Genomic DNA, 23679 nt, shown 5'->3' with positions numbered 1-23679 from the left:
TTGCGCGCCTGATGACCGATCGCTTCCCCCCCTGCGCCAGCCCTACCCGCTCCGCCGGGCGGGACGAGGACGAGGGTCAAGACGACCAGATCGGCATCGCCACCAAGACCCGTGCCAAGCCCAAGAAGCCCAGCCAGTACAAAGTGCTGATGCTCAATGACGACTACACCCCGATGGAGTTCGTGGTGATCGTGCTAAAGCGGTTTTTCCGGATGGACATGGAACAGGCCACCCGGGTGATGCTGCACGTCCACCAGCGGGGCGTCGGCGTGTGCGGCGTGTTTCCCTATGAAGTCGCCGAAACGAAGGTGAACCAGGTGATGGACTTCGCGCGCCAGAACCAGCACCCCCTCCAATGCACGCTGGAGAAAGCCTGAAACTGACATCCTGCGCGCGGTGCAGGCGCGTTAGCACACCCTGACGGGGCATGACCGGCGGCGGATTTGCCGCTAACACGCGCCACCAGCCAAGAAGACCGCACCCGCCCTTGTTCAACTTCCTGCCCGCTCTCGACCGCTACATCCTGCGGCTGACGATCATCCCGATGCTGGGCGTGTTCGCGCTCGCCGCGTCGCTGCTGGTGCTCGACAAGATGCTGCGGTTGCTCGATTTCGTGGCCGTCCAGGGCGGTCCGGTCGACGTGGTGTTCAAGATGCTGGCGACGATGATGCCCGAATACGCATCGCTGGCGATCCCGCTGGGCCTGCTGCTGGGGATCCTGTTCGCGTTCCGCAAGCTCGCCATCTCCAGCGAACTGGACATCATGCGCGCGGTCGGGCTCGGCTATAGCCGGCTGCTGCGCGTGCCCTACGCCATCGCCGCGGTGCTGATCGCGGTGAACATCGCGCTGGTGTTCTATGTCCAGCCGGTCAGCCGCTACTGGTACGAACGGCTCGACTACGAATTGCGCTCGGGTGCGCTGGGCGCGTCGATCAAGGTGGGAGAATTCACCACCCTGAAGGACCGCATGGCGCTCAGGATCGAGCGGAGCGAGGACGACGGGCGCCGGCTGATCGGCATCTTCGCGCGCGTTTCCAGCACCAAGGGCGACGTACTGTCGATTTCCGCCAAGGAAGGCTCTTTCCTCGCCACCACCGACAGTCCCGACACGATCATCCTGCGCCTGACCGACGGGGTGATCGTCCAGGACATGGGCGGCCGGTCGACCCCGCGGGTGCTCAGCTTCACCCGGCACGACCTGCCGATCGACCTGCCCACAGTGGCCAAGTTCCGCAGCCGCGGCGATGCCGAGCGCGAGTATATCCTGCCCGAATTGCTGCGGATCGGCTGGGGAGAACGGCAGACCACCGAAGAACAGCGTGACGGCAGCCGGGCGAGCTTCAACTTCCGCCTGGTGGAAGTGGTGATGATGCTGCTGATGCCGCTGCTGGCGGTGGCGCTGGCGGTCCCGCCCAAGCGATCGAGCAGCGCGCTGGGGGTGTTCGTGGCGATCGTGATGGTCGTCTCCTATCACAAGATCAATCAGTACGCAGAGGACGTGGCCACGCTGGGCCGGTTCGATCCCACGCTGGCGCTGTGGTTGCCCTTTGCCCTGTTCGCAGCCTTGATCCTGTGGATGTACTGGCGGGTCGCCTATGTCCCGGGCGGGCAGGCGATCGGCGCCCTGGAGGCTGCGTTCTCCAAGCTCGGCAAACGATTGCGCGCGCTGTTCCGCCGCCGCGGGCGAACGCTGCCGCTGGTCGCGGCGCCGGCCGAGTAGATCCCGATGCAGCTCGATTTCTTTCCCTCGCGCACGTTGACGCTTTACCTCGCGAAGCTGTTCGTGGTGCGCATCCTGGCGGTGCTGGTGATGCTGGTTCTGGTGCTGCTGATGCTCGACCTGCTGTCGAGCACCGGCAAGATCCTGGCCGTGCCGGGCAACGGGCAAGCGGAAATCTGGACTTACGCCACCTTGCGCGCGCCGCAGCTGGTGGCGCGGTTCCTGCCGTATTCGGTTCTGCTGGCGACCATCATCACCCTGGTCGGCCTCAACCAGAACAGCGAGGTCATCTCGATGAAGGCCGCGGGGCTGTCGGCGCACCAGATCCTTGCGCCGCTGTTGCTCACCGCACTGATCGTGGGCGTCGGCAGCTTCGCGTTCAACGAACGCGTGGTGACCCGCGCCAACGCGACCCTGAAGGCATGGGATGCCAACGAATTTCGCAAGGTGCCCCTGGATTCGGGCACCAGAACCAATCTCTACCTCACCGATGGGACCAATATCCTGTCGGCTGCCAGCGTCAGCGGCACGGGCGCCGGCACCGAATTGACCGGAGTCACCTGGTATCGCCGTTCCCCAACCGGAGCGATCGCCGATCAGGTGCGCGCCGAGCGGGCGGTGTATGCCAATCCCGGGTGGCGACTGGAGAACGCGGAGCGCTTCGATGTCGCGGGCGCGCGCAGCGAAGCGGTCTCAAGCGAGGTCGTCGCTTCGCAGATCACGCCGGAGCAGGTCGCGCTCGGTAGTGTCGATGCCGACGCGCAGTCGTTCTGGCAGCTCCGCCAGTCGATCGCCGACTACGAAGCCGCCGGCCGCCGCACGGCCGAACTGAAGGCCAAGTGGTGGCACAAGCTTGCCGGCCCTCTTTCATCGGTGCTGATGCCACTACTGGGAGCGGTCGCCGCGTTCGGGCTGGCCCGGTCGGGTCAGGTACTCGTCCGGGCAGCGATCGGGATGGCGTTGGGCTTTGCTTACTTTGTGGTCGACAACGCCGCGCTCGCGATGGGCAATTTCGGCGGCTATCCCCCGCTGCTCGCGGCGTGGGCGCCTTTCGTACTGTTCGCGCTGATCGGCGAAACCGTTCTGATCCGCACTGAAGAATAGCAATTGCGGCGGAACTTTGGCGGCGCTATCCGGTTGACCGGGAACTATCCCAAGGAGTCCGACCCCATGAAGAAGTTTGCATTTCCCCTGATCGCCGCTCTCGCCCTGACCGCCTGCGGCGGCGACGCTGAAACCGACACCGTCGCGACCGATGCCGCCGCCGACACCACGATGACGGAGCCCATGGCTGCCGACACCGCGATGGCGACCGACCCGATGGCGACCGACACCGCCATGGCGACCGACCCGATGGCAACCGACACGACCGCCGCTCCGGCTGCTGGCGCTTCGGTTGACGCTGGTGCGACGATGGGTGCCGGCGCAACGCCGACTGCAACCGCGACCGCGCAGTAATCGCTTAAGCGATCGTCACGCCCGGTCCTTGTGGCCGGCGTACAAAAAGGGGCCGTCTCTCAGGAGGCGGCCCCTTTCTTGTATTCGTCTCGGGTCGTGTGTCCGGGGGCGCGCTCAGCTTGCCTGGACGGTGTCACCTGCCGGCTCGGCCTGCTGCGGGCGGCCACGCATGGTGCTCGATGCGATCCGCCCGATCAGCGGCGCCATGCCGCGATAGTGCGCCTTGCCATAAGTAACGCTGGCCGCTTCGTGCGCGGTCAATCTCCGGTGCGCTTCGCCAAGCGAGTGGTACGGCAACGACGGCAGCAAGTGGTGCAGAGCGTGGAACCGCAAACCCACCGGCGCCCACAAGGCAGCGATCCATCCCGGCGGGGGAACGTTCGCGGTGTCGAGGTACTGAGCAGTCACACTCATCGCCTCACCCTCGTTTTCCCACAAGTGCGCCACCAAGGTCCGCAACTGGTTGAGCACCGCCACGGCCGAGAAGATGGCCAGCGCCACCACCAGGGGTTGCCAGCCGATCACAAAGACGCTGGCAATCAGCGCCATGCCCCATAGCGCGGCACCCGCTTCCAGCCATGCGAACCGGCGACGATTCTGCGGGTCGGCCGGGCGGCGGCGGAATTCGGGGTTGATGGCCAAAGTCGAAAAGCGCGCCCAGTTCGCCCGCCGCAGCGCAGGAATGAACAGGCCAAGCGGCGCGAGCACGCCGAAGCGAAGCACCAGCCCGATGGGCGCCAGCAACGCGATCAGCACGAACAGCGGCAAGCTCCACGGCTTCATCAGCGCCAGCGGCAGGTATTCCGGGTCATCGCGGGTGCCATAGCGCTTGCGCGAATGATGGATAGTGTGCCCGTCCTCGTACATGAACGACGGGGTGAGCATCGGGATGCCGACCAGCAGGTTCCAGGTCGTCCGAAATCCGGGCAACGCATTGCGGTGCAGGTGAGTGAGTTCATGGATGAACAGCAACGCGCGGTACAACGCCAGCGTCGAGATCACGCCGAGCGCGATGGTCTGCCACAACGCGGGGGCCAGGATCGCGCCGGCCAGCGCAGCGTATCCCCCGGCGGCCGAAAGCAGCATGTCAGACCAGTAGATAAGCGGTTTGGCCGTGCTGATGTCGCGGGTCAGTTCGGCTGCCGCGCGCAGCAGCGCCTTGTCGTCTTCCGTGCGCGCACCAGAGTAAGCCGGGGAACCAGCGGGTTGAACAGGTGAGGAAGCAGTCGAGGCGGTCATTTCTGGCTTTTCCGATCAAGTCCCGCAGCCTATCCGGCGCGGCCGACCCACGCGGGGTCCATAACCGCTTCGCGCGTTATGCGAAATGAACGAGGTCGGGAGTATTCCATGCGCAAGATAGAGTTTACCCCCGTCGCCAGCAAGCGCGACCGGCGCGAATTCGTCGATCTCAGTTATCGCCTGAACGGCTCCGACCCAAACTGGGTTGCACCGCTGAGGATGGAAGCGATCGAGCTCGTCACCCCGGGCAAGAACCCGTTCTTCGAACATGCGACGGTCCAACAGGTCATCGCACGCGACGGCGGCCGGGCTGTCGGACGGATTTCCGCGCACATCGATCACCTTGCGCTGGCTCAGCCGCCGGAACAGGGCATGGGGCCCGGCACCGGCAATTGGGGCTTGCTGGACGCCGAGGACGAGGACGTCGCCCACGCGCTGATCCGTCATGCCGAAGACTGGTTGCGCGACCAGGGCATGACCCGCGTGCTCGCCCCCCTGAGCATGTCGGTCTGGGAGGAGCCGGGCCAGCTGGTTCGCGGCCATGACCACCCTCCCACCGTGATGATGGGACACCAGCCGGCCCGCTATGCCCAGTGGATCGAAAGCAGCGGTGGCTATTCCCCGACCAAGCGCCTGCTCACCTATGAAATCGACATCACCAACGACTTTCCCCCGCTGATCCAGCGGATCGTAGCGGCGGGCGAGAAGAATACACGCATCCGCATCCGCAAGGTGGACAAGTCGCGGTTCGACGAGGAAGCGCGGCTGATCCTGGAAATCCTCAACGATGCGTGGTCGGATAACTGGGGTTTCGTGCCCTTTACCGAGGCGGAGATCGCCTACGCGGGCAAGAAATTCCGGCCGATCGTGTTTGAGGACCTGATCATGATCGCCGAGTACGATGGCGAGCCGGTCGCTTTCATGATGACCTTGCCCGACCTCAACGAAGCGCTCGCCCCCCTGAAGGGTCGCCTGTTCCCGTTCGGCTGGGCCAAGCTGTTGCTCTGGCTGCGAAAACCGCGGATGCGCACGATGCGGGTTCCGCTGATGGGCGTTCGCAAGCGCCTGCAAGCGTCGCGCACGGCCAGCCAGCTGGCCTTCATGATGATCGAGACTATCCGGCATGAGGCCATCCGGCGGTACGGCGCCACCCGGGGCGAATTCGGCTGGATCCTGGAAGACAACCAGGGAATGGTCGCGATCGCCGATGCCATCAACGGCCACGAAAACCGTGCGTACGTGATCTACGAGAAAGCACTCTGACGCCGGGCGTGGCAAACGCGACACGGTGCGGCGCAATCGGGGCACAGTGAAGCGCGAACGGGGAACGGCCGCGCGTTCCTTGCCGTTTGGCTTTACGGATGGTCGGGCCGCCGCGCCCGGTCCGAGCGTGAGGGATTTGAAGTGGCCAGACGTCCAGCACGAACGAGCAAGAACCTCCCGCTGGGCGTTGTCCTGCTGGTGGAAGACGATCCATTGATCGCGATGGCGATCGAACAGGCTCTGCTCGATGGCGGCGCTACCGAGGTCAAGATGTGCAGCACGACAGCGGAGGCGCTGGCGGTTCTGCGCGATACGCGGCCCGATGGGATGGTGCTCGATGTGCATCTCGCTGACCGGGACGATGGCTGGGCGTTGGCCGAACTGGTCAACTCGGTCGGTCCCAAGCCGCCACGGATCGTCTTTTCGACCGGCGCACCGCAGGACATCCCGCCCGAGATCGCAGAACTGGGCCCGGTGCTCGCCAAGCCATACGATCACAACGACCTGATCGCGGCGCTCCGCCAACCGCCTCGCCCTGGCCTGCTGGGCCGGCTCAAGCAAGCGCTGGCTTAGCGGAAGGCGCTCGCGCGCAAATCCTTTCGGTGCGTGGCAGCCGAGCCATTTGGTGCGCCGAAAATCTCAAAAAAAAAAGGCCTTCGCTCTCTTGGAGAGCGAAGGCCCTTCGGGATCGTATCACCAGCCGCTTGGACGGGAGGGGGGTCTCGGCGGTGACAAGGATAAAATGATCCACCCGTTTGGGCGTTCCCACGGACCCGAAAAAAAACGTCGGCCGCTGATTTTTTAACGCATACGATTGAAATGCTTTGTTAAAAAGCCCGGATGACGGGGATATGTGGGTCAGAACGACCGCCGCACTTGAGTCCGCATGGAGACTCTCCCACCGGCACCGGCGACTTCGCTTGCCAAACTTTCAGCGGAACAATAGCAGCGCCGTTCCGTTTACGCGCGAGACTTTTACGGGAAGGGAATGCATGTCGCTCGGGGATCAAGTCGCCGCCAATCTGCCGTATCTGCGCCGTTACGCGCGGGCTCTAACTGGTTCACAACATACCGGCGACGCATTCGTGCGCGCCACGCTTGAGGCTGCGCTGGCCGACGACGCGCTGAAAAATTCGCTCTCGGGTGGCCGCGTGCCGCTCTACAAGGCGTTCAACAAGGTCTGGTCCAGCGCTTACCTGGAAGTAGGCAGCGACGATGAAGCCGCGAGCTCAAACCATGAGCATGCGGCGCAGGACCGCTTGCGCACGATCACGCCGCTCAATCGTCAAGCACTGCTGCTGACGACGCTGGAGGATTTCTCCATTCCCGAAGCGGCCGAAGTGATGGACATGAGCGCCGCCGACGTGGAATCGATGGTCAAGGAAGCGGTCCAGGAAATCGACCGCGAATCCTCGACCAGCGTCCTGATCATAGAGGACGAGCCGCTGATCTCGATGCAGCTCGAAGACCTCGTCCGGTCACTCGGACACGAGATCTGCGGCACCGCGGCGACCCGCACCCAAGCGCAGGAAGTCGTGGCAGAGCGCACTCCGGGCCTCGTGCTCGCCGATATCCAGCTGGCGGATGGATCCTCCGGCCTGGACGCGGTGGACGACATCCTGGCGATCGACAGCGTGCCGGTGATCTTCATCACGGCATATCCTGAGCGGCTGCTGACCGGCGACCGCCCGGAGCCGACGTACCTGGTGACCAAGCCGTTCCAGGAATCGACGGTACGCGCGGCCATCAGCCAGGCGTTGTTCTTCGGATCGAGCCGCCCGCTCGGCTGAGTTTCCACTACTAGAAGAAACGTGATGAGCGGCCGGGCAACTGGCCGCTCATTTCGTTTGGGCCGCTCAATTCGCTCAGCGCTTACTTCGCCTTGGCTGCGGCTTCCGAACGGCGGCGGGCGCGGATCTCGAACTCGCTGCGCACCCGCACCGGCACATACAGCGTGCAGGACACGCCGCCGGGATTGAAGGACAATTCCACCGGGTGCCGCAGTTCATGCGCCACGATCTTCTCGATCAGGTCGGTGCCGAAGCCGCGTGGCCGGTCTTGCGGCACGGGCGGACCGCCGGTTTCGACCCACCGCACGCTGACGAGGTCAGGGCGGTCGAGCGCCCAGGTGATCCGCACGTTGCCGGCGGCGGTCGACAGCGCGCCGTACTTGGCCGCGTTGGTGGCCAACTCGTGCACCGCGAGCCCGAGCGAAAGCGCGTCGTTCGGCGCCAGTTCCACATGGGGGCCGCCGATCTCAAGCGATCCTTCCGCCCGGGCATAGGGGGTGAGCTCAGCTTCGATGACCGACCCGATCGGAGTTGTCCCCCAATCCGATTGCGTCAGCAGGTCGTGGGTGGCTGACAGCGCGCGAATGCGGCCGTCCAGCCCTTCGGCAAATTCATCCAGGCTATGCGCGCGCCGCCGTGTCAGGCTGACGATCGACAGCACGTTGGCGAGCGTGTTCTTCACCCGATGGTTGAGCTCGCGCGTCAGCGTGTCGCGGATCGAGTTTTGCTCCGCCAGCCATTCAAGCGAGGCCTGGTCCTCGACCGCTTGCTGGGTGAGCAGACGCGCGACGACCATCAACAAGCTGGCGACCAGCAGGCCGAACAGCAGGGTCAGCATCGACAGCATCGACAGCGATGCGCCGCGGGTCGATTCGATCGCCAAGGTCATCGGCCGGTTTGCGACCATGACCCGCTCCGTCATCGTGCGACCGGTGCGTTCGTCGGGCGCGATCTCGGCCAGCAGGTTCCCCGGATCGGCGTCGCCATCATAGAGCCGGATGCCCATGTCATTGCGCGTCTCGAGCTGCAGGGCAGAGGTCAGGAAATCGCGCGCGTTGAAAGGACTGTACAGAAAGCCCTTGAGCCGCCGCGCTTCCGATACCTGATCGAACACGGGCATATAGATCAGGAAGCCGGTCGAGCGGCGACCGTCCTCTTCCTGTACCAGCACCACCGGCCCGCTGGCAGTCGGCCGCACTGCTCGCTCGGCCTCCTCCATCGCGGCGCGGCGAATTGGATCGGAATACATGTCAAAGCCCAGCGCCCGCCGGTTCCGCTCGGTATCCGGGAGCAGATATGTGATCGGCGTCATCTGCCCGAGCCGCCCGTCCGGGCGCGGATACACCGGTCGGGCGCCGGGCCTCTCCGTCTCCATCCGCGCCTGGTACGTAGCAAGCTGCGCCGGCGAGATCGCTTCCGCCCAGCCGATGCCTTCGGCGCCGCGATAATCCGCGTCGAGCCGCAGTTCGCTGACAAACCGCCGGAACAGGCTGGGCGGCACGGTCTTGACCGTGCCGAATAATGCAGCGCCCGCGCGGAGATAAGCCGAGGACGTGTTGCCGCGCCGTTCGATCGCCGAGGCGATCGCCTTGGCAGTCTCGCTCAGCCGGGCTTCCTCGCGCCGGTACTCACCGCGCTCGATAGCAAACACGCTCAACGCCGTGATCGCCGCGATCAGCAGGAAGATCGCCAGCGGGGTCGCGCGCGGATAGGAAACCAGCCAGCGCCGGGTGCGCCGGGAATGGATATCGGACTCTTCCAAAAAGCTTACCCGGCCCCCAACTAACACACCTGTGAATACTGGCTGCACCGCGGCCATCGTGGAGGGAACCAAGCCACGCAAGCTTCGTTCCCTGCCCATGGGTCCGAAACTCGGTGTGTGTGAACGCGCGCGCCGTGATTTCGTGTTGGTCGAATGGGATGGGGCTGTAATTGGACAATAAAGCGAAAAGCGACGCGCGCCGGGCGAGCGGCAACCCCGCGAGCAAGGATGGCAAGACCGTGAAGCAGCAAACACCAGGCAAGACCGACAAGCCGGGTTGGGCCTCGGGCCTCCGCCAACTGTATGATTCGGTTGTCGATGAACCCTTGCCCGACCAGTTCAGCGAACTGCTGGCCCAGCTGGACCGCAAGAACTGATGTCCGACGAGCAGCGGACGGTCTCGCAAAAGGCCGACTTCAAGCGCGAACTGACCGGCGTCGTGCCGCACCTGCGGGCGTTCGCTCGCGGCTTGTGCGGCCGTCCTGACATGGCAGATGACCTGGTGCAGGAAACCCTGCTCAAGGCCTGGGCCGCGCAGGAACGCTTCGAACCCGGCACCTCCATGCGCGCCTGGACATTCGTGATCCTGCGCAACGCGTACCTGACCGACATGCGCCGGAACCGGTTCAGGGGCGACTATGATGAAACGGTGGCCGAACGGATCCTGACGGCCCCGGCTGGGCAGGAGGAGCCGATCCACCTGTCGGACATGCGCCGGGCGCTGCTTACCCTGCCGCCTGAACGGCGCGAGGCGCTGCTACTGGTCGGCGCGGGCGGCTTTTCCTACGAGGAAGCGGCGCAAATCTGCGGCTGCGCCGTCGGCACGATCAAGAGCCGCGTGGGTCGCGCCCGGGCCGCGCTGACCGCGATGCTGGACGAGGGAGACATTCCCCAGCGTGCGATCGCCGACGTCAACGCGCACCGCGCCATACTCGAGGAACTCGACGAGGTCGCCGCCGGCAACGGCGTGAGCGAGCCGACGCGCTGATGTCCGCTTGATCGCCGCTGATCGCAGGGGCAGGATCGCGGACACCATTCGCAGCAGATGAGGCGGGCATGACCAAGGCACCGACTCCTCCCGTGGCCGGCGGGGGCGAAGATGCGCCCTCGTCCGAGCACGTCGAGGTCTCACCGGCCGTGCGCGCAATGCGTACCGCGCGAATGACCTTTGCGGCGCAGGAATTGCGGCTGATTTCCGCGCTGGTGCTGATCCTTGGATTGGGACTGTTTCTCGCGCTTCCGTTCGTGCTGTCGATCGGGTCGGTGGTCTTCCTGCCGCTGGTCACGGCGTTGATCCTGACCATCGTGTTGGCACCGCTGGCTGACAAGCTGGCGGAATGGGGCCTGCCCAATGTTCTGGCCTCGCTCACCGCGCTGCTCGTGCTGCTGGCGGGAATAGTCCTTGCCGGCCTGCTGATCCTGCAGCCCGCACTGGCACTGTTCGACACCCTGCCCAAGATTATCGACCAGATCGGCCAGCGGTTCAGCGAACTGCGCGCTCAGTTCTCATGGCTTGCCGCCGCCAACGACCGGCTGGCCGAATTGACAGGCCAATCGGGCAACGAAGTGGTGGTCGCCACGCCGTCGGTGCTGGAACAGTTCGCTTATGCGACTCCCAGCGTGGTGCTGGAAACGCTGCTCACCTTGTTGATGACCTTTTTCCTGGTGGAGGCGCGGGTGCGGATGCGGCGCCGGCTGATGCTGGAGCGCGCCGATCTGGGCGCCAGCCTGAAAGCCGCGCGGATCGTGCGCGACGTGCAAGACCGGGTCGCGGCCTACATCCTGACCGTCACCTGGATCAACGGCTGCGTCGGCGTGATCGTGGGCCTTGGCGCCTGGGCATTCGGCCTCGACGCGCCGGTCATGTGGGGCGGCCTCGCGGCGCTACTTAACTTCCTGCCATACATCGGCCCTCTCATGATGACCGCGCTTCTCGCCCTGTACGGGGTGGGCACCGCAGACACGGCATGGGTGGGGGTCATCCCGGCGGCGGCATATCTGTCGCTTCATGCGGTGGAATCGAACGCCTTCACCCCGTCGATCCTGGGCGCGCGGTTCACCATGAACCCCGTACTGATCCTGATCGCGCTCAGCTATTTCTCGTGGATCTGGGGCGTGTTCGGGGCGCTGCTCTCGGTGCCGATCCTGCTGACGCTGACCGCCTTTTTTGACCATGTCGGCCGGCCGAACCTGATCGGCTTCATCTTTGGCGAGCCGCTGTTCATCGAGCGCGATCCGGAAGCCGAGCTCAGGGCAGAAGGATCGCCCGCCGTCGCTGAATAGCAAAACGGCCCGCTGCGCCAAACGCAGCGAGCCGCTCTCATTGCGTCAGCGTTGTCAGCCTAGCAGGGATACTTCCAGGTGGTGCCGCGGTTGAGGTTCTCGGACGCGAACGCCCAGTTCAGCTTACCGCCGACGACTTCTTCCAGATACTTCGGCCGCAGGTTCTGATGGTCGAGGTAATAGGCGTGTTCCCACAGGTCGATGACCAGCAGTGGGTTGGCGTCCTGATCGGCGAAGGTATCGCCGTCGTGCGTTTCGCCAATCTCCAGCTTGCCGCCACGCTCGATCAGCCACACCCAGCCGTTGGAGAAGTGGCCGACGCCGCGCTCCTTCAACTGCGTTTCCAGCGCTTCGGTCGAGCCGAAGGCGCTGTCGATCATGCTCTGCAGTTCCTCCGAGGGCTCACCGGACGAAGGCGTCAGCGAGTGCCAGTAAAACCCGTGGTTCCAGCTCTGCGCGGAATTGTTGAACAGGCCCTGGTTCTGGCCCCGCGCGCTCTTGATCACGTCCTCGAGCGCGGCATTTTCAAGATCGGTCCCGGCGATCGCGGCGTTGGTCTTGTCGATGTACGCCTTGTGATGTTTGCCGTGGTGGAAGCTCAGCGTTTCGGCGCTGATCGCGGGGTCGAGCGCGGTGGGTTCATAAGGCAGCGGGGTGACTTCAAAGGCCATGGATGTCTCCTGTGGAGGGCTGGCGTGAATGACAAGGGGGTTCGTTACACCAATGCGCGGCGCGCGCTAGGGTTGCAACGCGTCTGAGGGTTCGTCCGCCGGCTGGTGGCGATCGACCGCCGTGGTGACCGCCACGTCCATTGTCACGTTGGCGATGGTGCGCATGATGTCGGGCATCATTTCCACCGCCACCAGCAACGCGAGCGGCCCGATCGGCACCCCCATCGCCAAGGCGATCGGGCCGATGGAGATGACGAAGCTGATCGTGCCCGGCAGGCTGACCGATCCGATCGCGATCACGATCGCCACCGCGACCCCGGCGATCATCGACATCGGGGTCAGGTCCACGCCGGCAAGGTGCGCCACGTACATCGCCACCGCGATGTTCATCGCCGGGCTGGTGGCGCGCAGGATCGCGACGCTTAGCGGCAGGACGAATTCGGCGGTCTCCTCGCGCACCTTCAGCCGTTCGGCGCTGTCGAGCATCGCGGGCAGGCTGGCGAGCGAACTCTGGGTCGACAGCGCGACCGCCTGCGCAGGGATCAGCGCGCGGCCGAACCGCAGCGGCGAAATACCTCCGGCCAGCCACGCCAGCAAGTAGCCGCCAACCAGCAGTGTCGTGCCGACCGCCGTGACCACTAGGATATAGTGCGCCAGGGTCGCGAATGCCGCGCCGCCGCTGGCCGCGCCGACCCCCAGCGCGAGGGCGAACACCCCCACCGGGGCAACCCACAGCACCGCGCCGATGATCATCAGCATCGTGTTGGCGAGCGCGCGGAACACACCCAGCAACAACTCGCGTTGTTCGTCCGGCAAGCGCACCACGGCGAGCGCGAAGGCGACGAAGAACAGGGTAAGCGGCAGCATCGCGGTTTCCGCCGCCGCGGCGACGATGTTCGGCGCGACAAGCGATTCGATGAATGCGCCGATCCCCGGCACTTCCTGTGCCTCACCCCCTGCGGACAGCACCCCGGCGGCGGCGGCGGGCGGCGGAAACAGGCGCAGCAGCACCGGCGTCAGCAGCACGCCTATGACGCCGGAGGTCACCAGCACCGCGATCACCCAGCCAAGCATCCGCCGCGCGGCCGCTCCCGCCCGGGCGGCCTGGGCCATTTGCGCGATGCCGATCACCAGCAGCGCGGCGACCAGCGGCACGATCGTCACCTGCAACGCACGCAGCCAGAGCGATCCGACCGGACCGGCGAACGCCAGCACCGGCTCCGCCACCTCGGTTCGCGCCAGCAGCACGCCGGCCCCAAGTCCCGCGATCAACCCTGCCAGCGTCCACCCGGCGGGGATGCTCACGGTAATCAACTGGCGGAGCGTGGCGGCGGGTTGTGCGGTGTCGGTCCGATCCATCGCGGCGGACAGTAGCGCCTTCGCCCGCACAGGCTAGTGACATCGCGCGCGGTGGGCGGCAAAGCGGCGGACTGCAGATCAAAGCCAGAGCAAGGGACGCATATGGCACGCAAATTTTTCGGCACCGACGGCATTCGCGGGCGCACCAATGCAGGTGTGATCACCGCTGCCGTCGCGATGAAGGTGGGCCAGGCCGCCGGCCACCATTTCCTGCGTGGCGACCACCGCCACCGGGTGGTGATTGGCAAAGACACCCGCCTGTCGGGCTACATGATGGAAAGCGCGCTGGTCGCCGGCTTCACAAGCGTGGGCATGGACGTGATCATGACCGGCCCCCTGCCCACCCCCGCGATCGCCTTGCTAACGCGCGAGATGCGCGCCGATCTGGGCGTCATGATCAGCGCCAGCCACAATCCGTTCGAGGATAACGGCATCAAGCTGTTCGGACCCGATGGTTTCAAGTTGTCCGATGCCGACGAGCTGGCGATCGAGGCGCTGCTGGAGGCAGAGCCGGTGCTGGCCGAAGCCGAGCTGATCGGCCGCGCCCGCCGGATTGAGGATGCGCGTGGCCGCTACATTCACGCGGTCAAGCAATCAGTCGCCAGCGACTTGCGGTTCGACGGCCTCAAGGTCGTGGTCGATTGCGCCCACGGCGCGGCCTACCAGGTGGCGCCGAGCGCGATCTGGGAACTGGGCGCGGAGGTCGTGACGATCGGCGTCGCTCCTAACGGCACGAACATCAACCGCGACGTCGGCTCCACCTCTCTCGCGGCCCTGCAGGCCAGGGTGGTCGAAGAAGGCGCGGACATCGGCATCGCCCTCGACGGCGACGCTGACCGGCTGATCGTCGTCGATGAAAAGGGGCAGGCGGTCGACGGTGACCAGCTGATGGCCGTGATTGCCCTCAGGATGCGCGAAAAGGACGCGCTACGCGGCGGCGGCGTAGTGGCGACGGTGATGTCGAACCTGGGGCTGGAGCGGTTTCTTGAAGGAAAGGGTCTGACACTGGAGCGCACCCAGGTGGGCGACCGTCATGTGCTTGAGCGGATGCGCGCGGGCGGGTTCAACGTTGGCGGCGAGCAGTCGGGACACATGATCCTGCTCGATTATGCGACCACCGGCGACGGCACTGTCGCCGCCCTGCGGGTGCTCGCCAGCCTCGTGCGATCGGGCAAGCGCGCGAGCGAGCTGCTGCACCAGTTCGAGCCCGTGCCTCAGCTCCTCAAGAACGTTCGCTATTCCGGCGGCAAACCGCTGGATGATGCGCGGGTCAAGGCGGTGATCGCCGACGCGAACGGCGAACTGACCGGCAAGGGCCGACTGGTGATCCGTCCCTCCGGCACCGAGCCGCTGATCCGGGTCATGGCCGAAGGCGATGACGCGGCACAGGTCGAGCGCGTGGTCGATGCGATCTGCGATGCGGTGCGCGAGGCCGCCTGATGCTGGAGATGCGGCCCGACTGCGAACGCTGCGGCGCGGATCTTCCGGCTGAACATCCCGGCGCATTCATCTGCAGCTTCGAATGTACTTTCTGCGCGGAATGCGCCGAGGCGCTGGACGATCGTTGTCCGAACTGCGGCGGTGAACTGATGGACCGCCCCGCCCGGGCCAAGGCGCTCCACGCGAAGTTCCCGCCGAGCAGCGAGCGGAAATTCCAGTCGTGAGCGCCCCGCCCCGGGTGCTGGCGATCGCCGGGTCCGACAGCTCAGGGGGCGCGGGTATCCAGGCCGACCTCAAGACGATCGCCATGCTCGGCGGCTATGGCATGACTGCGATCACCGCGATCACCGCGCAGAACACCCGCGGGGTGCAGGCCGTGGTGACCCTGTCGGCGGAACTGGTCGAAGCGCAGATCGAATCCTGCCTGTCCGACATCGGCGCCGACGCGATCAAAATCGGAATGCTCGGTTCGCCAGCCATCGCCCACGTGGTCGCCCGGCTGCTGAAGAGCTTCAGCGGCAGTATCGTGTTCGATCCGGTGATGGTCGCCACCAGCGGCGGGGTGCTGGCCGACGACGACACGATCGCCGCATTCGCCCCGCTGATGGACATCGCCACGCTGGTTACGCCCAACCTGCCGGAACTGACCGCGCTAACCGGAATGCCCGTTGGCACCCACGAGTCGGTTGCCGCCGCGGCCCATATGCTGGTCGAACAGCACAGCTGCACGGTGCTGGCGAAGGGCGGGCACGCCGAAGGCGACCGGGTGCTCGATATGCTGGTGCTGGCGGACGGGGACTTCGCCAACTTCGATGATCCCCGCATCGAAACGCGCCACACGCACGGCACCGGCTGCACCCTGTCGTCCGCGGTGGCGACGCTGCTCGCGCACGGGCAGCCGCTGACCAACGCGGTGCGACTGGCGCGCCGGTTTGTACGTGCGGCAATCGAGCACGCGCCCGGTTTCGGCGACGGCTCAGGTCCGCTTGGTCACCAGGCCGTGCGCACCCCTACCTGAGGCGCGCACCAGCCGGGCGCTCAATCCTTGATGTCGTAGAACGCGGCGATGTGGCCCCAGGCCTCGTCGGCGGTTTCACACCAGCGAAACAGATCGAGGTCGGCGCGGGAGATCGTCCCTTCCTCGGCGAACGCGTCCCAGTCGATCACCCGGGTCCAGAAATCCTTGCCGAACAACAGGATCGGCATCGGCTTCATCTTGCCGGTCTGGATCAGGGTCAGCAGCTCGAAGAACTCGTCGAACGTGCCGAACCCGCCGGGGAACACCGCCACCGCCCGCGCGCGGAGCAGGAAGTGCATCTTGCGCAGCGCGAAATAGTGAAACTGGAACGACAGGTGCGGGGTGACATATTCGTTGGGCGCCTGCTCGTGCGGCAGGACGATATTGAGCCCGATCGATTCGGCACCGGCATCGTTCGCGCCCTTGTTGGCAGCTTCCATGATCGAGGGGCCGCCGCCAGAGCAGATGACGAACTGGCGCTCGCCATTCTCGACGATCGCTCGCTCGCTAACCATCCGTGCAAGCTTGTACGCCTCGTCATAGTACTTGGCCTTGGCCGCCAGCCGCTCGGCCACCACGCGGTTTTCGGGCGAGGCGTTCTCGACCAGCATAGCGGCGTGATCGGGTGATGGAATGCGGGCGGAGCCGTACATCACGAGGGTCGATCCAACCCCCGCCTCGTCGAGCAGCATTTCGGGCTTCAGCAACTCCAGTTGGAAGCGCACCGGACGCAGTTCCTCGCGCAGCAGGAATTCGACATCGCGAAATGCCAGCCGGTATGCGGGGTCACGGGTCTGTGGTGTGTCGGGGCTGGCCTTGTCGGAGAAGGCAGCTTCCTGCTCGGCGGGGTAAAACTTGCGTTCGGTGAGATCGCGTTCTTCTTTTTCGGTCATTGGCGCGCCGATAGGCGGCAAGCCGGCGCGCGGCAATAACCGCTTACACCAATCGCCATTCGCCGGGTGCGAGACCGGCGAGGTCCCACTCGCCGATCCGCCAGCGCACCAGCCTCAAGGTCGGCAGACCGACCGCAGCGGTCATCCGCCGTACCTGGCGATTGCGTCCCTCGCTGATGGAAAGGCGCAGCCACGCGTCAGGTACGCTCTTGCGAAACCGGACCGGCGGATCGCGCGGCCACAGGGCGGGCGGCTCGATCAACTCGGCGCGCGCGGGACGAGTCGGCCCATCGGTGAGCACCACGCCGCGCCGCAGTTGGCCCAGCGCCGCGTCGTCCGGCGTGCCTTCCACCTGCACCAGATAAGTCTTTTCCAGTTTGAACCGGGGATCGGCGATGCGCGCCTGCAACCGGCCGTCGTCGGTCAGTAACAGCAGCCCCTCGCTGTCGCGGTCGAGCCGGCCGGCTGGATAGACTCCGGGACGATCGATGAAGTCCGACAAGGTGGCGCGCGCGCTCTCGCTGCCGCGGTCGGTGAACTGCGACAGGACGTTCATCGGCTTGTTGAATGCAATCAGCGCCATCGACAAAGTGCTGGCAAAGCAAGGGAGGAGCCGCGGGCTTGCATGATCAGCCGAACCTGAAAAGCTGGATGCCCCGCAAGGATTCGAACCTTGATTGACGGAGTCAGAGTCCGCTCTCTTACCATTAGAGGACGGGGCACCGGCGCGGGTGGCGGCCAGGGGCCGGTCCGCGAGGAGGCGCACTTAGGTTCGTCCGCGGCCAAGGTCAAGCGCGCTGGAGCGACTGTGTCCCGGCGAGCTTGCCGACTGGCACGCGGCCCGCTAGCATTGCCGCCAGGTCCCCGCGCGGCGCGCCCGATGCGTCTCGCGGGAGGAACAGAAAGCATTGAAATGGCGGATGTCTCTCCGCCGGACAAAGTCAGGAGCGCCAGGAACAGGACGCGCAGCAACGGGGGCAAACCGTCCGGCAAAGTAGCCGATTTCCGCTACAAGCGCCCCTCGCCGTCCGATCCCAGCGCACATCGCGGCACCGCCTTGCGCACCGGCGCGCCGGCCACCGGCGAACCCCGTCGGCAGGCCTATGCCGCGCTCGATCTGGGCACCAACAACTGCCGGCTGCTGATTGCGCGCCCTTCCGGCGAAAACTTCACGGTGATCGACGCCTTCAGCCGAGTCGTGCGACTGGGCGAGGGTCTTGCGCACAGCGGCCGCCTGAGTGACGAGGCGATGGATCGCGCGCTCGCGGCGCTCCACGTCTGCGCCGACAAGCTGCGGCGCCGCAACGTGTCGCTGGCCCGCTCGGTCGCCACCGAAGCCTGCCGACGCGCCGCCAACGGGGCGGATTTCATCGATCGCGTGCGCGAGGAAACCGGCATCGCGCTCGACATCATCTCGGCGCAGGAGGAAGCCCGACTCGCGGTCCTGGGCTGCCATATCCTGCTGGAACAGGGTCACGGGCCGGCGGTGATCTTCGACATCGGCGGCGGGTCGACCGAACTGGTGCTGATCGAGCCGGGCGAACGCGTGCCCCGGATCATCGACTGGGCCAGCGTGCCGTGGGGCGTGGTCTCTCTGACCGACACTGTCGGCCGCGCGGAGGACGACGCCGCCACCCGGCTTGGCCGATATCGGCAAATGCGGATGCTGGTGTCGGACAGCTTCGCGCCGTTTGCCGAGCGCATCGCGGACGCTTCGCGGGCAGAGGATATCCGCCTGCTGGGCACCAGCGGAACCGTCACGACGCTCGCCAGCCTGCATCTCGAGCTGCCGCAGTACGATCGTCGCGCGGTCGACGGGCTGATCGTGCCGGCACAAGCGATGCGCACCATCAGCGAGCGGCTGTCGGTGATGGATCTTGATGAGCGGCAGACCCTCCCTTGCATCGGGCCGGACCGCGCGGATCTGGTCGTCGCGGGCTGCGCGATCCTGGAATCGATCCTAGACATCTGGCCGGCCGAACGGCTGGGCGTGGCCGATCGCGGGATTCGAGAAGGCATCCTGCGCAGCCTGATGGCCGGCACCCCCGCCCCGCCCAGGCCCACGGCATGACCCGCGGCGGCGGCGATACCACGAAGCGGGTCAAGACCGCGCGCGGGCGCACCGCGTCGTCCAATCGCTGGCTGTCGCGCCAGCTCAACGACCCATACGTCCGGCAGGCCAAGGCCGAAGGGTATCGCAGCCGCGCGGCATACAAGCTGATCGAACTCGACGAGAAATTCGGCGTGCTGAAGGGGGTTCACCGGGTGATCGACCTCGGCATCGCGCCGGGCGGGTGGAGCCAGGTGGTGCGCAAGCTGCGTCCCAAGGCAAGCGTGGTCGGCATCGATCTGCTGGAGACCGACCCGATCGAGGGCGTCACCCTGCTGCAGATGGACTTCATGGCCGACGATGCGCCGGCGAAGCTAGCCGAAGCGCTTGGCGGCAAAGCAGATCTCGTGATGTCCGATATGGCCGCCAATACGGTCGGTCACAAGCAGACCGATCACCTGCGCACGATGGGCCTGGTCGAAGCGGCCGCGTGGTTCGCCGTGGAACACCTCGAACCCGGCGGTGCGTTCGTCGCGAAGGTGTTCGCCGGCGGCACCGACGCGGAGATCCTGGCGCTGCTGAAAAAGCATTTCCGCACGGTCAAGCACGCCAAGCCGCCCGCCAGCCGCAAGGGGTCGAGCGAGTGGTACGTGATCGCGCAGGGCTTCAAGGCCGAGCCGCTCACCTGACGGTGCGCCCAACGCCCGAGCTCACCCAAACTGGACTATTTGCGTCAATCGGCGCACGCACCGGCCTTCGATGTATGCCGCTGTGCCCCTCTCGTGACGACGCACGTCATCCTGGTCATCGCAGTGACCGCGTTGCTGATTGCGGCGCTTAATTGGATCGAGAGTATGCGCCGCCACGCCAGCGCGACCAAGGCCGCCGAGCGCAAGCGACGCCAGGCGAACGAACGGCGAAAGCGGCAGGACACGCGCGAATCGGAGGAACACCCCCCGCATCCGGGCCGCAAGCATAGGCGCTAGTCAGGTTGCGCTGACCGGCGGAAAACCGGCTTAGTTCTCGCCCTTGTTCGTGTTTAGCGGCCCGTCGGTCACCGGGGCCGCGACCGCGCCGGCTGCATCCATGCCGGGCTTTTCGGCCGGCCCGGCAGTGGCGGAAGGATCGCCGGCGGCGGCAGCTTCTGCCGCATCGCCGGCAGGCGCTGCCGCTTCCGGAGTCGGCAAAGCGGGTCCGCCACCCTGCTGCTTCAGATAAAGGATGATGTTCGCTCGGTCCTGCCCGTTCGACAGGCCAGCAAAGCTCATCTTGGTGCCAGGCGCGAACGCCTTCGGGCTGGCGAGCCACGCGTCCATGTTCTCGTACGACCATTCGCCGCCGTGACCCGACAACGCGCTAGAATACGCATACCCCGCTGCGTGCTTGCCGATCGGCGTGCCCATGACCCCGTAGAGGTTAGGTCCCTGCTTCACGGCGCCGCCCTGATCGAAGGTATGGCAAGTGCCGCAGCGGCCCTGCGCCGCCTTCTCACCCGCAGCGACATCGCCTGAAGCGAGCAGCACCGCCAGACCCGGCCCTGCGTCCGCGCCGCCTTCACCTTCCTCGACCACGCCTTCGATGGGATAGCCCATCTGTTCGGGGCGGTGCGGCTTGTCGGCGGTGAAGTATTTCGCGCTGACGCTCGACAGACCAAGCGCGACGATGCCTGAAAACAGGACCCAGCCGGCGGCGGTATTGAAGCGGTCTTGCATGGGGTGCGTGATCCGGAAGAAAGGCGGAAGGAAAATGGTTGCGCCGCGCTCTAGTCAGGGCGCCGCGCGCGCGCAAGTGCCCGCGCATCTGGTCGTGCGGCTTGCCCGGCGATTGCCGCGCCGTTAGGCGCAAGCGCCAGATGGACAGCTTTCAATCCTCGTTCCCCGCACCCGCCCGATCGCTGGTGAAGGCGATGCAGTCCGCCGCCGCCGCGGACCCGGCGCGCGCGGTCGCTTTTGCCGGGGCACCGGGGGCCAATTCGCATCGCGCCGCCACCGAGATGGCACCCGGCTGCCTGCCGTTGCCGTGCTTCAGCTTCGAAGACGCGATCGACGCGGTAAAAGCCGGACGCGCCGGCAGCGCAGCCATCCCGGTCGAGAACAGCCAGCATGGGCGGGTAGCCGACATCCACTTCCTGCTCCCGGAAAGCGGCCTGCACATCGTGGCTGAGCACTTCCTGCGCATCAACCACGCGCTGATGGCGCTGGCCGGCGCGGACGGGACCATGGGCCCGTTCGAGGCGGCCTACAGTCATCCTCAAGCGCTCGGCCAGTCGCGCCGGTTCCTGCGCGAGCGGGGCATCGTGCCGTTGAGCTATGCCGACACCGCCGGCGCCGCGGCGCATGTGTCGGAGCGGGGGGAGCCGGGCCTCGCGGCGATCGCTCCGCCGCTCGCCGCCGAGCTCTACGGCCTGCAAATTGCGGAACATGATGTCGAGGACGCGGCCGACAACACCACCCGCTTCCTGATGCTGGCACGGCAGCCGCTCGCTGCTGCGACGGTCAGGGGGCCGGCGATCACCACGTTCGTGTTCGAGGTAAAGAACGTGCCGGCGGCGTTGTACAAGGCGATGGGCGGGTTCGCGACCAACGGCGTGAACATGACGAAACTGGAAAGTTACCAGGCCGGCGCGAGCTTTTCCGCGACGATGTTCTATGCCGACATCATCGGCGCGCCGGGCGAACCGGCGGTCGACCGGGCGCTCGACGAGCTCGCCTTTCATTGCAAGGAACTGCGCATCCTCGGGACCTATCGCCAGGAACGCGTGCGCGGTTAGTTGCGCCTGCGGGTGCGCCGTGTCACCACCGGTCGGTGACGACTGGCAGCATCGGGGGAACGGGGCAGATCGGCGATCCTGCCAAGGCATGGGACGCGGTGCGCGCCGACGATTCGATCCAGTTCGCGCCGGTACAGATTCCCCAGGAAGCTCCGCCCGAACCGGGCTGGCTCGATGCGCTGTTCGTATGGTTGGGAGACGTGCTGGCGCCCGTCGGCCGTGCGCTGGGCTTAAGCTGGCCGATATTCAAATGGGTGCTTCTTGCCATCGCGATCGCCGCACTTGCCCTGTTGCTGTGGCGGATGCTGTCTCCCGCGCTTCACTGGCGCCCCAAACAGCAACCGGCGTCGGAGGACGGCGGATGGATCCCTGCGCCAGGCGATGCGCTCGCGCTGCTGGAGGATGCCGACGCGCTCGCCGCGCGAGGCCGCTTCGATGAGGCGACGCACTTGCTGCTGAAGCGCAGCGTTAGCCAGATCGCCGCTGCCCGTCCCGACCTCGTCGAACCCGCGACCACCGCGCGCGAGCTGGCCGCCCTGCCCGCGTTGCCTGACGGCGCGCGCACCGCGTTCGGCACGATCGCCGGGCGGGTGGAGCGCAGCCTGTTTGCCTTGCGCGCGCTCGGCGCGGAAGATTGGCACGCGGCCCGCGCCGCGTATGCCGAGTTCGCTCTTGCCCGGCTGCCGGCGCGCGCATGAGCGGGTCGTTCAGCCCGCGCGCAGTGCTGGGCCTGGTGCTGTTCGGCGCGGCGACCTTCATCGCGCTGCTGTACTTCATCGGGCAGGGCGACACCGGACCGGGCGGGGCAAGTGGCAGCGGCCACGCGCGGAGCCAGGGGCTCGATGGCTATGCCGGGCTTGCCGCAATGCTGCAGAAGCAGGGCTATGACGTCACGCTGTCGCGCAGTCCGGGCAAGCTCACCGGCGAATCGCTACTGGTTCTTACCCCCACCCAGTGGAGCGATCCCGACGACATTGCCGAGATCATCGAGCGGCGGCGCTATTCGGGCTCGACCCTGCTGATCCTGCCGAAATGGAACAGCGTCACCGTCCCCGCCTCGCTGACGAATACCAAGCAGGGGTGGGTCCAACTGCTCGGCGCAGGCCGACCGCGCTGGACCGATGAACTGACTGACCCGCAACAAATGACCGTCAGACTTGCCCGGCTGCCCGGCGGCACTGACTGGCAGGGCATGGACCTTGCCGGCCAATTGCCCGATCGCAATCAGGTGCTGGGGCTGGAGGAAGGCGCCTGGACCAGCCTGGTGCGCGACTCGCGTGGCCGCGATCTGGTCGCCTATGCCGACGATCACGGCTGCTATCCGGTGCTTGACGCCGCGGCCCGCGCTCCGGCGCCGGATGCGGAGTGCGATGGCGATAAGTGGAGCCTGGTGGTCGCGTTCGAGCCGGACCTGTTCAACAACTATGGGCTGGCAGATCGCAACCGCGCCTTGCTCGCGGCCGAGGTGATCGAAGCAGCGCGCGAGGGGCAGGACATTCCGGTGGTGTTCGATCTCACGCTCAACGGGTTCGGGGCGAACAAGAATCTGCTCACGCTCGCCTTCCAACCGCCTTTTTTTGCCGCGACGCTGTGCCTGCTGCTGGCGTTGCTGGTGGTGGGCTGGCGCGCGTTCGGGCGCTTCGGCGCGCCGGTGGCGGAGGATCGGGCGATCGCTTTCGGCAAGACGCGCCTTGCCGCCAACGCCGCAGGCTTCATCCGGCGCAGCGGCCGGCTGCATCTGCTGGGCGCACCGTTCGCCGATCTCGTCGCCCGCAGGCTCGCCGCGTCGTTTGGCCTGCGTAGCGCCGACCCCGGCGCAATCGACGCCGCCCTGGCACGCCGCGCGCCGGACGGTCCCAGCTTCAGCGAGCTGGCCGACCGCTTGCGCGCCGCGCGCGGACCATCGCAGACGCTGCGCGCGGCGCACGCCCTCAAGTCGCTCGAAAGGACCAATACCCGATGA

26 protein-coding genes and 1 tRNA gene are annotated in these 23679 nt (G+C 66.2%); 19 read left to right on the top strand and 8 right to left on the bottom strand.

All coding sequences use genetic code 11. The annotated features are described in order from the left end of the window. Positions 1–11 precede the first annotated feature (11 nt). From clpS to E0504_RS03170, 4 genes are all read left to right on the top strand, one after another. Complete coding sequence (clpS, locus tag E0504_RS03185; RefSeq protein ID WP_207912155.1) at positions 12–377, top strand: ATP-dependent Clp protease adapter ClpS; 366 nt, start codon at positions 12–14, stop codon at positions 375–377. Between the two features lie 50 nt (positions 378–427). Beyond that, positions 428–1720: an LptF/LptG family permease gene (locus E0504_RS03180; protein WP_131621865.1), complete on the top strand. Its 1293-nt coding sequence runs from the start codon at positions 428–430 to the stop codon at positions 1718–1720. A gap of 6 nt (positions 1721–1726) precedes the next feature. Further along, complete coding sequence (lptG, locus tag E0504_RS03175; protein ID WP_131621863.1) at positions 1727–2824, top strand: LPS export ABC transporter permease LptG; 1098 nt, start codon at positions 1727–1729, stop codon at positions 2822–2824. 66 nt (positions 2825–2890) lie between these two features. Next, entirely contained in the window at positions 2891–3178 is a 288-nt protein-coding gene (locus E0504_RS03170; RefSeq protein ID WP_207912154.1) for a hypothetical protein, read from the top strand. A gap of 114 nt (positions 3179–3292) precedes the next feature. Here E0504_RS03170 and E0504_RS03165 read toward each other — a convergent pair whose 3' ends face one another. Then, the gene (locus tag E0504_RS03165) at positions 3293–4417 is read right to left on the bottom strand and encodes a fatty acid desaturase (protein WP_131621861.1); all 1125 of its coding nucleotides are present in this window, start codon (positions 4415–4417) and stop codon (positions 3293–3295) included. 108 nt (positions 4418–4525) lie between these two features. Here E0504_RS03165 and E0504_RS03160 point away from each other — a divergent pair, with 108 nt between their 5' ends. The 3 genes from E0504_RS03160 to E0504_RS03150 all read left to right on the top strand — a co-directional run bounded on the left by E0504_RS03160 (position 4526) and on the right by E0504_RS03150 (position 7470). Further along, entirely contained in the window at positions 4526–5680 is a 1155-nt protein-coding gene (locus E0504_RS03160; RefSeq protein WP_131621859.1) for an N-acetyltransferase, read from the top strand. A gap of 141 nt (positions 5681–5821) precedes the next feature. Beyond that, the gene (locus E0504_RS03155; RefSeq protein ID WP_207912153.1) at positions 5822–6253 is read left to right on the top strand and encodes a response regulator; all 432 of its coding nucleotides are present in this window, start codon (positions 5822–5824) and stop codon (positions 6251–6253) included. Positions 6254–6672: 419 nt separating this feature from the next. Continuing rightward, the gene (locus E0504_RS03150; protein WP_131621857.1) at positions 6673–7470 is read left to right on the top strand and encodes a response regulator; all 798 of its coding nucleotides are present in this window, start codon (positions 6673–6675) and stop codon (positions 7468–7470) included. A gap of 82 nt (positions 7471–7552) precedes the next feature. On the opposite strand, the gene E0504_RS03145 is transcribed toward E0504_RS03150, so the two are convergent. Further along, on the bottom strand, positions 7553–9232 hold the full coding sequence (locus tag E0504_RS03145; RefSeq protein ID WP_246844848.1) for a CHASE domain-containing protein: 1680 nt from the start codon (positions 9230–9232) through the stop codon (positions 7553–7555). 170 nt (positions 9233–9402) lie between these two features. On the opposite strand from E0504_RS03145, the gene E0504_RS03140 reads away from it, so the two are divergent. From E0504_RS03140 to E0504_RS03130, 3 genes are all read left to right on the top strand, one after another. Continuing rightward, complete coding sequence (locus E0504_RS03140) at positions 9403–9609, top strand: NepR family anti-sigma factor (protein WP_131621853.1); 207 nt, start codon at positions 9403–9405, stop codon at positions 9607–9609. Then, a complete protein-coding gene (locus tag E0504_RS03135) occupies positions 9609–10220 on the top strand; it encodes a sigma-70 family RNA polymerase sigma factor (protein ID WP_131621851.1) in 612 nt (203 codons plus the stop codon). Before E0504_RS03140 ends, E0504_RS03135 begins: the two co-directional genes overlap by 1 nt. Before the next feature lie 68 nt (positions 10221–10288). Continuing rightward, entirely contained in the window at positions 10289–11515 is a 1227-nt protein-coding gene (locus E0504_RS03130; RefSeq protein WP_207912152.1) for an AI-2E family transporter, read from the top strand. 59 nt (positions 11516–11574) lie between these two features. Here the strand turns inward: E0504_RS03130 and E0504_RS03125 are convergent, their stop codons facing one another. Together E0504_RS03125 and E0504_RS03120 are read right to left on the bottom strand one after the other, a co-directional pair. Next, positions 11575–12186 carry a superoxide dismutase gene (locus E0504_RS03125; protein ID WP_131621849.1) on the bottom strand — a complete coding sequence of 204 codons (612 nt, stop codon included), beginning with the start codon at positions 12184–12186 and terminating at the stop codon, positions 11575–11577. Positions 12187–12252: 66 nt separating this feature from the next. After that, a complete protein-coding gene (locus tag E0504_RS03120; protein WP_131621847.1) occupies positions 12253–13545 on the bottom strand; it encodes a dicarboxylate/amino acid:cation symporter in 1293 nt (430 codons plus the stop codon). 102 nt (positions 13546–13647) lie between these two features. Between E0504_RS03120 and glmM the strand changes: the two genes are divergently transcribed. Genes glmM through thiD form a run of 3 tightly spaced genes read left to right on the top strand, consistent with a single transcriptional unit; the run spans position 13648 to position 16003 of the window. After that, positions 13648–14985 (top strand): phosphoglucosamine mutase, encoded by a 1338-nt coding sequence (gene glmM / locus E0504_RS03115; protein WP_131621845.1) that lies wholly within the window; start codon positions 13648–13650, stop codon positions 14983–14985. Continuing rightward, positions 14985–15209 (top strand): DUF1272 domain-containing protein, encoded by a 225-nt coding sequence (locus E0504_RS03110; RefSeq protein ID WP_131621843.1) that lies wholly within the window; start codon positions 14985–14987, stop codon positions 15207–15209. Before glmM ends, E0504_RS03110 begins: the two co-directional genes overlap by 1 nt. Then, positions 15206–16003, top strand: coding sequence for a bifunctional hydroxymethylpyrimidine kinase/phosphomethylpyrimidine kinase (gene thiD / locus E0504_RS03105; RefSeq protein WP_131621841.1), 798 nt, complete (start codon positions 15206–15208; stop codon positions 16001–16003). The genes E0504_RS03110 and thiD overlap by 4 nt, the downstream gene beginning before the upstream one ends. Positions 16004–16023: 20 nt before the next feature. On the opposite strand, the gene E0504_RS03100 is transcribed toward thiD, so the two are convergent. From E0504_RS03100 to E0504_RS03090, 3 genes are all read right to left on the bottom strand, one after another. After that, positions 16024–16896, bottom strand: coding sequence for an LOG family protein (locus tag E0504_RS03100; protein WP_131621839.1), 873 nt, complete (start codon positions 16894–16896; stop codon positions 16024–16026). 43 nt (positions 16897–16939) lie between these two features. Then, positions 16940–17479: a pseudouridine synthase gene (locus E0504_RS03095; protein WP_131621837.1), complete on the bottom strand. Its 540-nt coding sequence runs from the start codon at positions 17477–17479 to the stop codon at positions 16940–16942. A 65-nt stretch (positions 17480–17544) separates the two neighbouring features. After that, positions 17545–17618: transfer RNA gene (locus tag E0504_RS03090), tRNA-Gln, on the bottom strand. Positions 17619–17809: 191 nt separating this feature from the next. On the opposite strand from E0504_RS03090, the gene E0504_RS03085 reads away from it, so the two are divergent. From E0504_RS03085 to E0504_RS03075, 3 genes are all read left to right on the top strand, one after another. Further along, positions 17810–18967: a Ppx/GppA phosphatase family protein gene (locus tag E0504_RS03085; RefSeq protein WP_131621959.1), complete on the top strand. Its 1158-nt coding sequence runs from the start codon at positions 17810–17812 to the stop codon at positions 18965–18967. Continuing rightward, positions 18964–19635 carry an RlmE family RNA methyltransferase gene (locus tag E0504_RS03080; RefSeq protein WP_131621835.1) on the top strand — a complete coding sequence of 224 codons (672 nt, stop codon included), beginning with the start codon at positions 18964–18966 and terminating at the stop codon, positions 19633–19635. Before E0504_RS03085 ends, E0504_RS03080 begins: the two co-directional genes overlap by 4 nt. A gap of 93 nt (positions 19636–19728) precedes the next feature. Next, positions 19729–19932 (top strand): hypothetical protein, encoded by a 204-nt coding sequence (locus tag E0504_RS03075; RefSeq protein WP_131621833.1) that lies wholly within the window; start codon positions 19729–19731, stop codon positions 19930–19932. A 30-nt stretch (positions 19933–19962) separates the two neighbouring features. Here E0504_RS03075 and E0504_RS03070 read toward each other — a convergent pair whose 3' ends face one another. Then, the gene (locus E0504_RS03070; RefSeq protein ID WP_131621831.1) at positions 19963–20658 is read right to left on the bottom strand and encodes a cytochrome c family protein; all 696 of its coding nucleotides are present in this window, start codon (positions 20656–20658) and stop codon (positions 19963–19965) included. Positions 20659–20798: 140 nt separating this feature from the next. On the opposite strand from E0504_RS03070, the gene E0504_RS03065 reads away from it, so the two are divergent. The 3 genes from E0504_RS03065 to E0504_RS03055 are packed head-to-tail and all read left to right on the top strand — an operon-like array spanning position 20799 to position 23679. Further along, positions 20799–21716 (top strand): prephenate dehydratase, encoded by a 918-nt coding sequence (locus tag E0504_RS03065; RefSeq protein WP_131621957.1) that lies wholly within the window; start codon positions 20799–20801, stop codon positions 21714–21716. Between the two features lie 35 nt (positions 21717–21751). Then, on the top strand, positions 21752–22414 hold the full coding sequence (locus tag E0504_RS03060; RefSeq protein WP_207912150.1) for a hypothetical protein: 663 nt from the start codon (positions 21752–21754) through the stop codon (positions 22412–22414). Continuing rightward, positions 22411–23679, top strand: a complete 1269-nt coding sequence (locus tag E0504_RS03055) for a DUF4350 domain-containing protein (RefSeq protein ID WP_131621829.1) — start codon at positions 22411–22413, stop codon at positions 23677–23679. The genes E0504_RS03060 and E0504_RS03055 overlap by 4 nt, the downstream gene beginning before the upstream one ends.

The sequence above is a fragment of the Parafrankia sp. BMG5.11 genome (assembly GCF_004337455.1).
The sequence above is the reverse complement of the archived record's forward strand: the minus strand, read 5'-3'. Positions and strand labels throughout refer to the sequence as shown.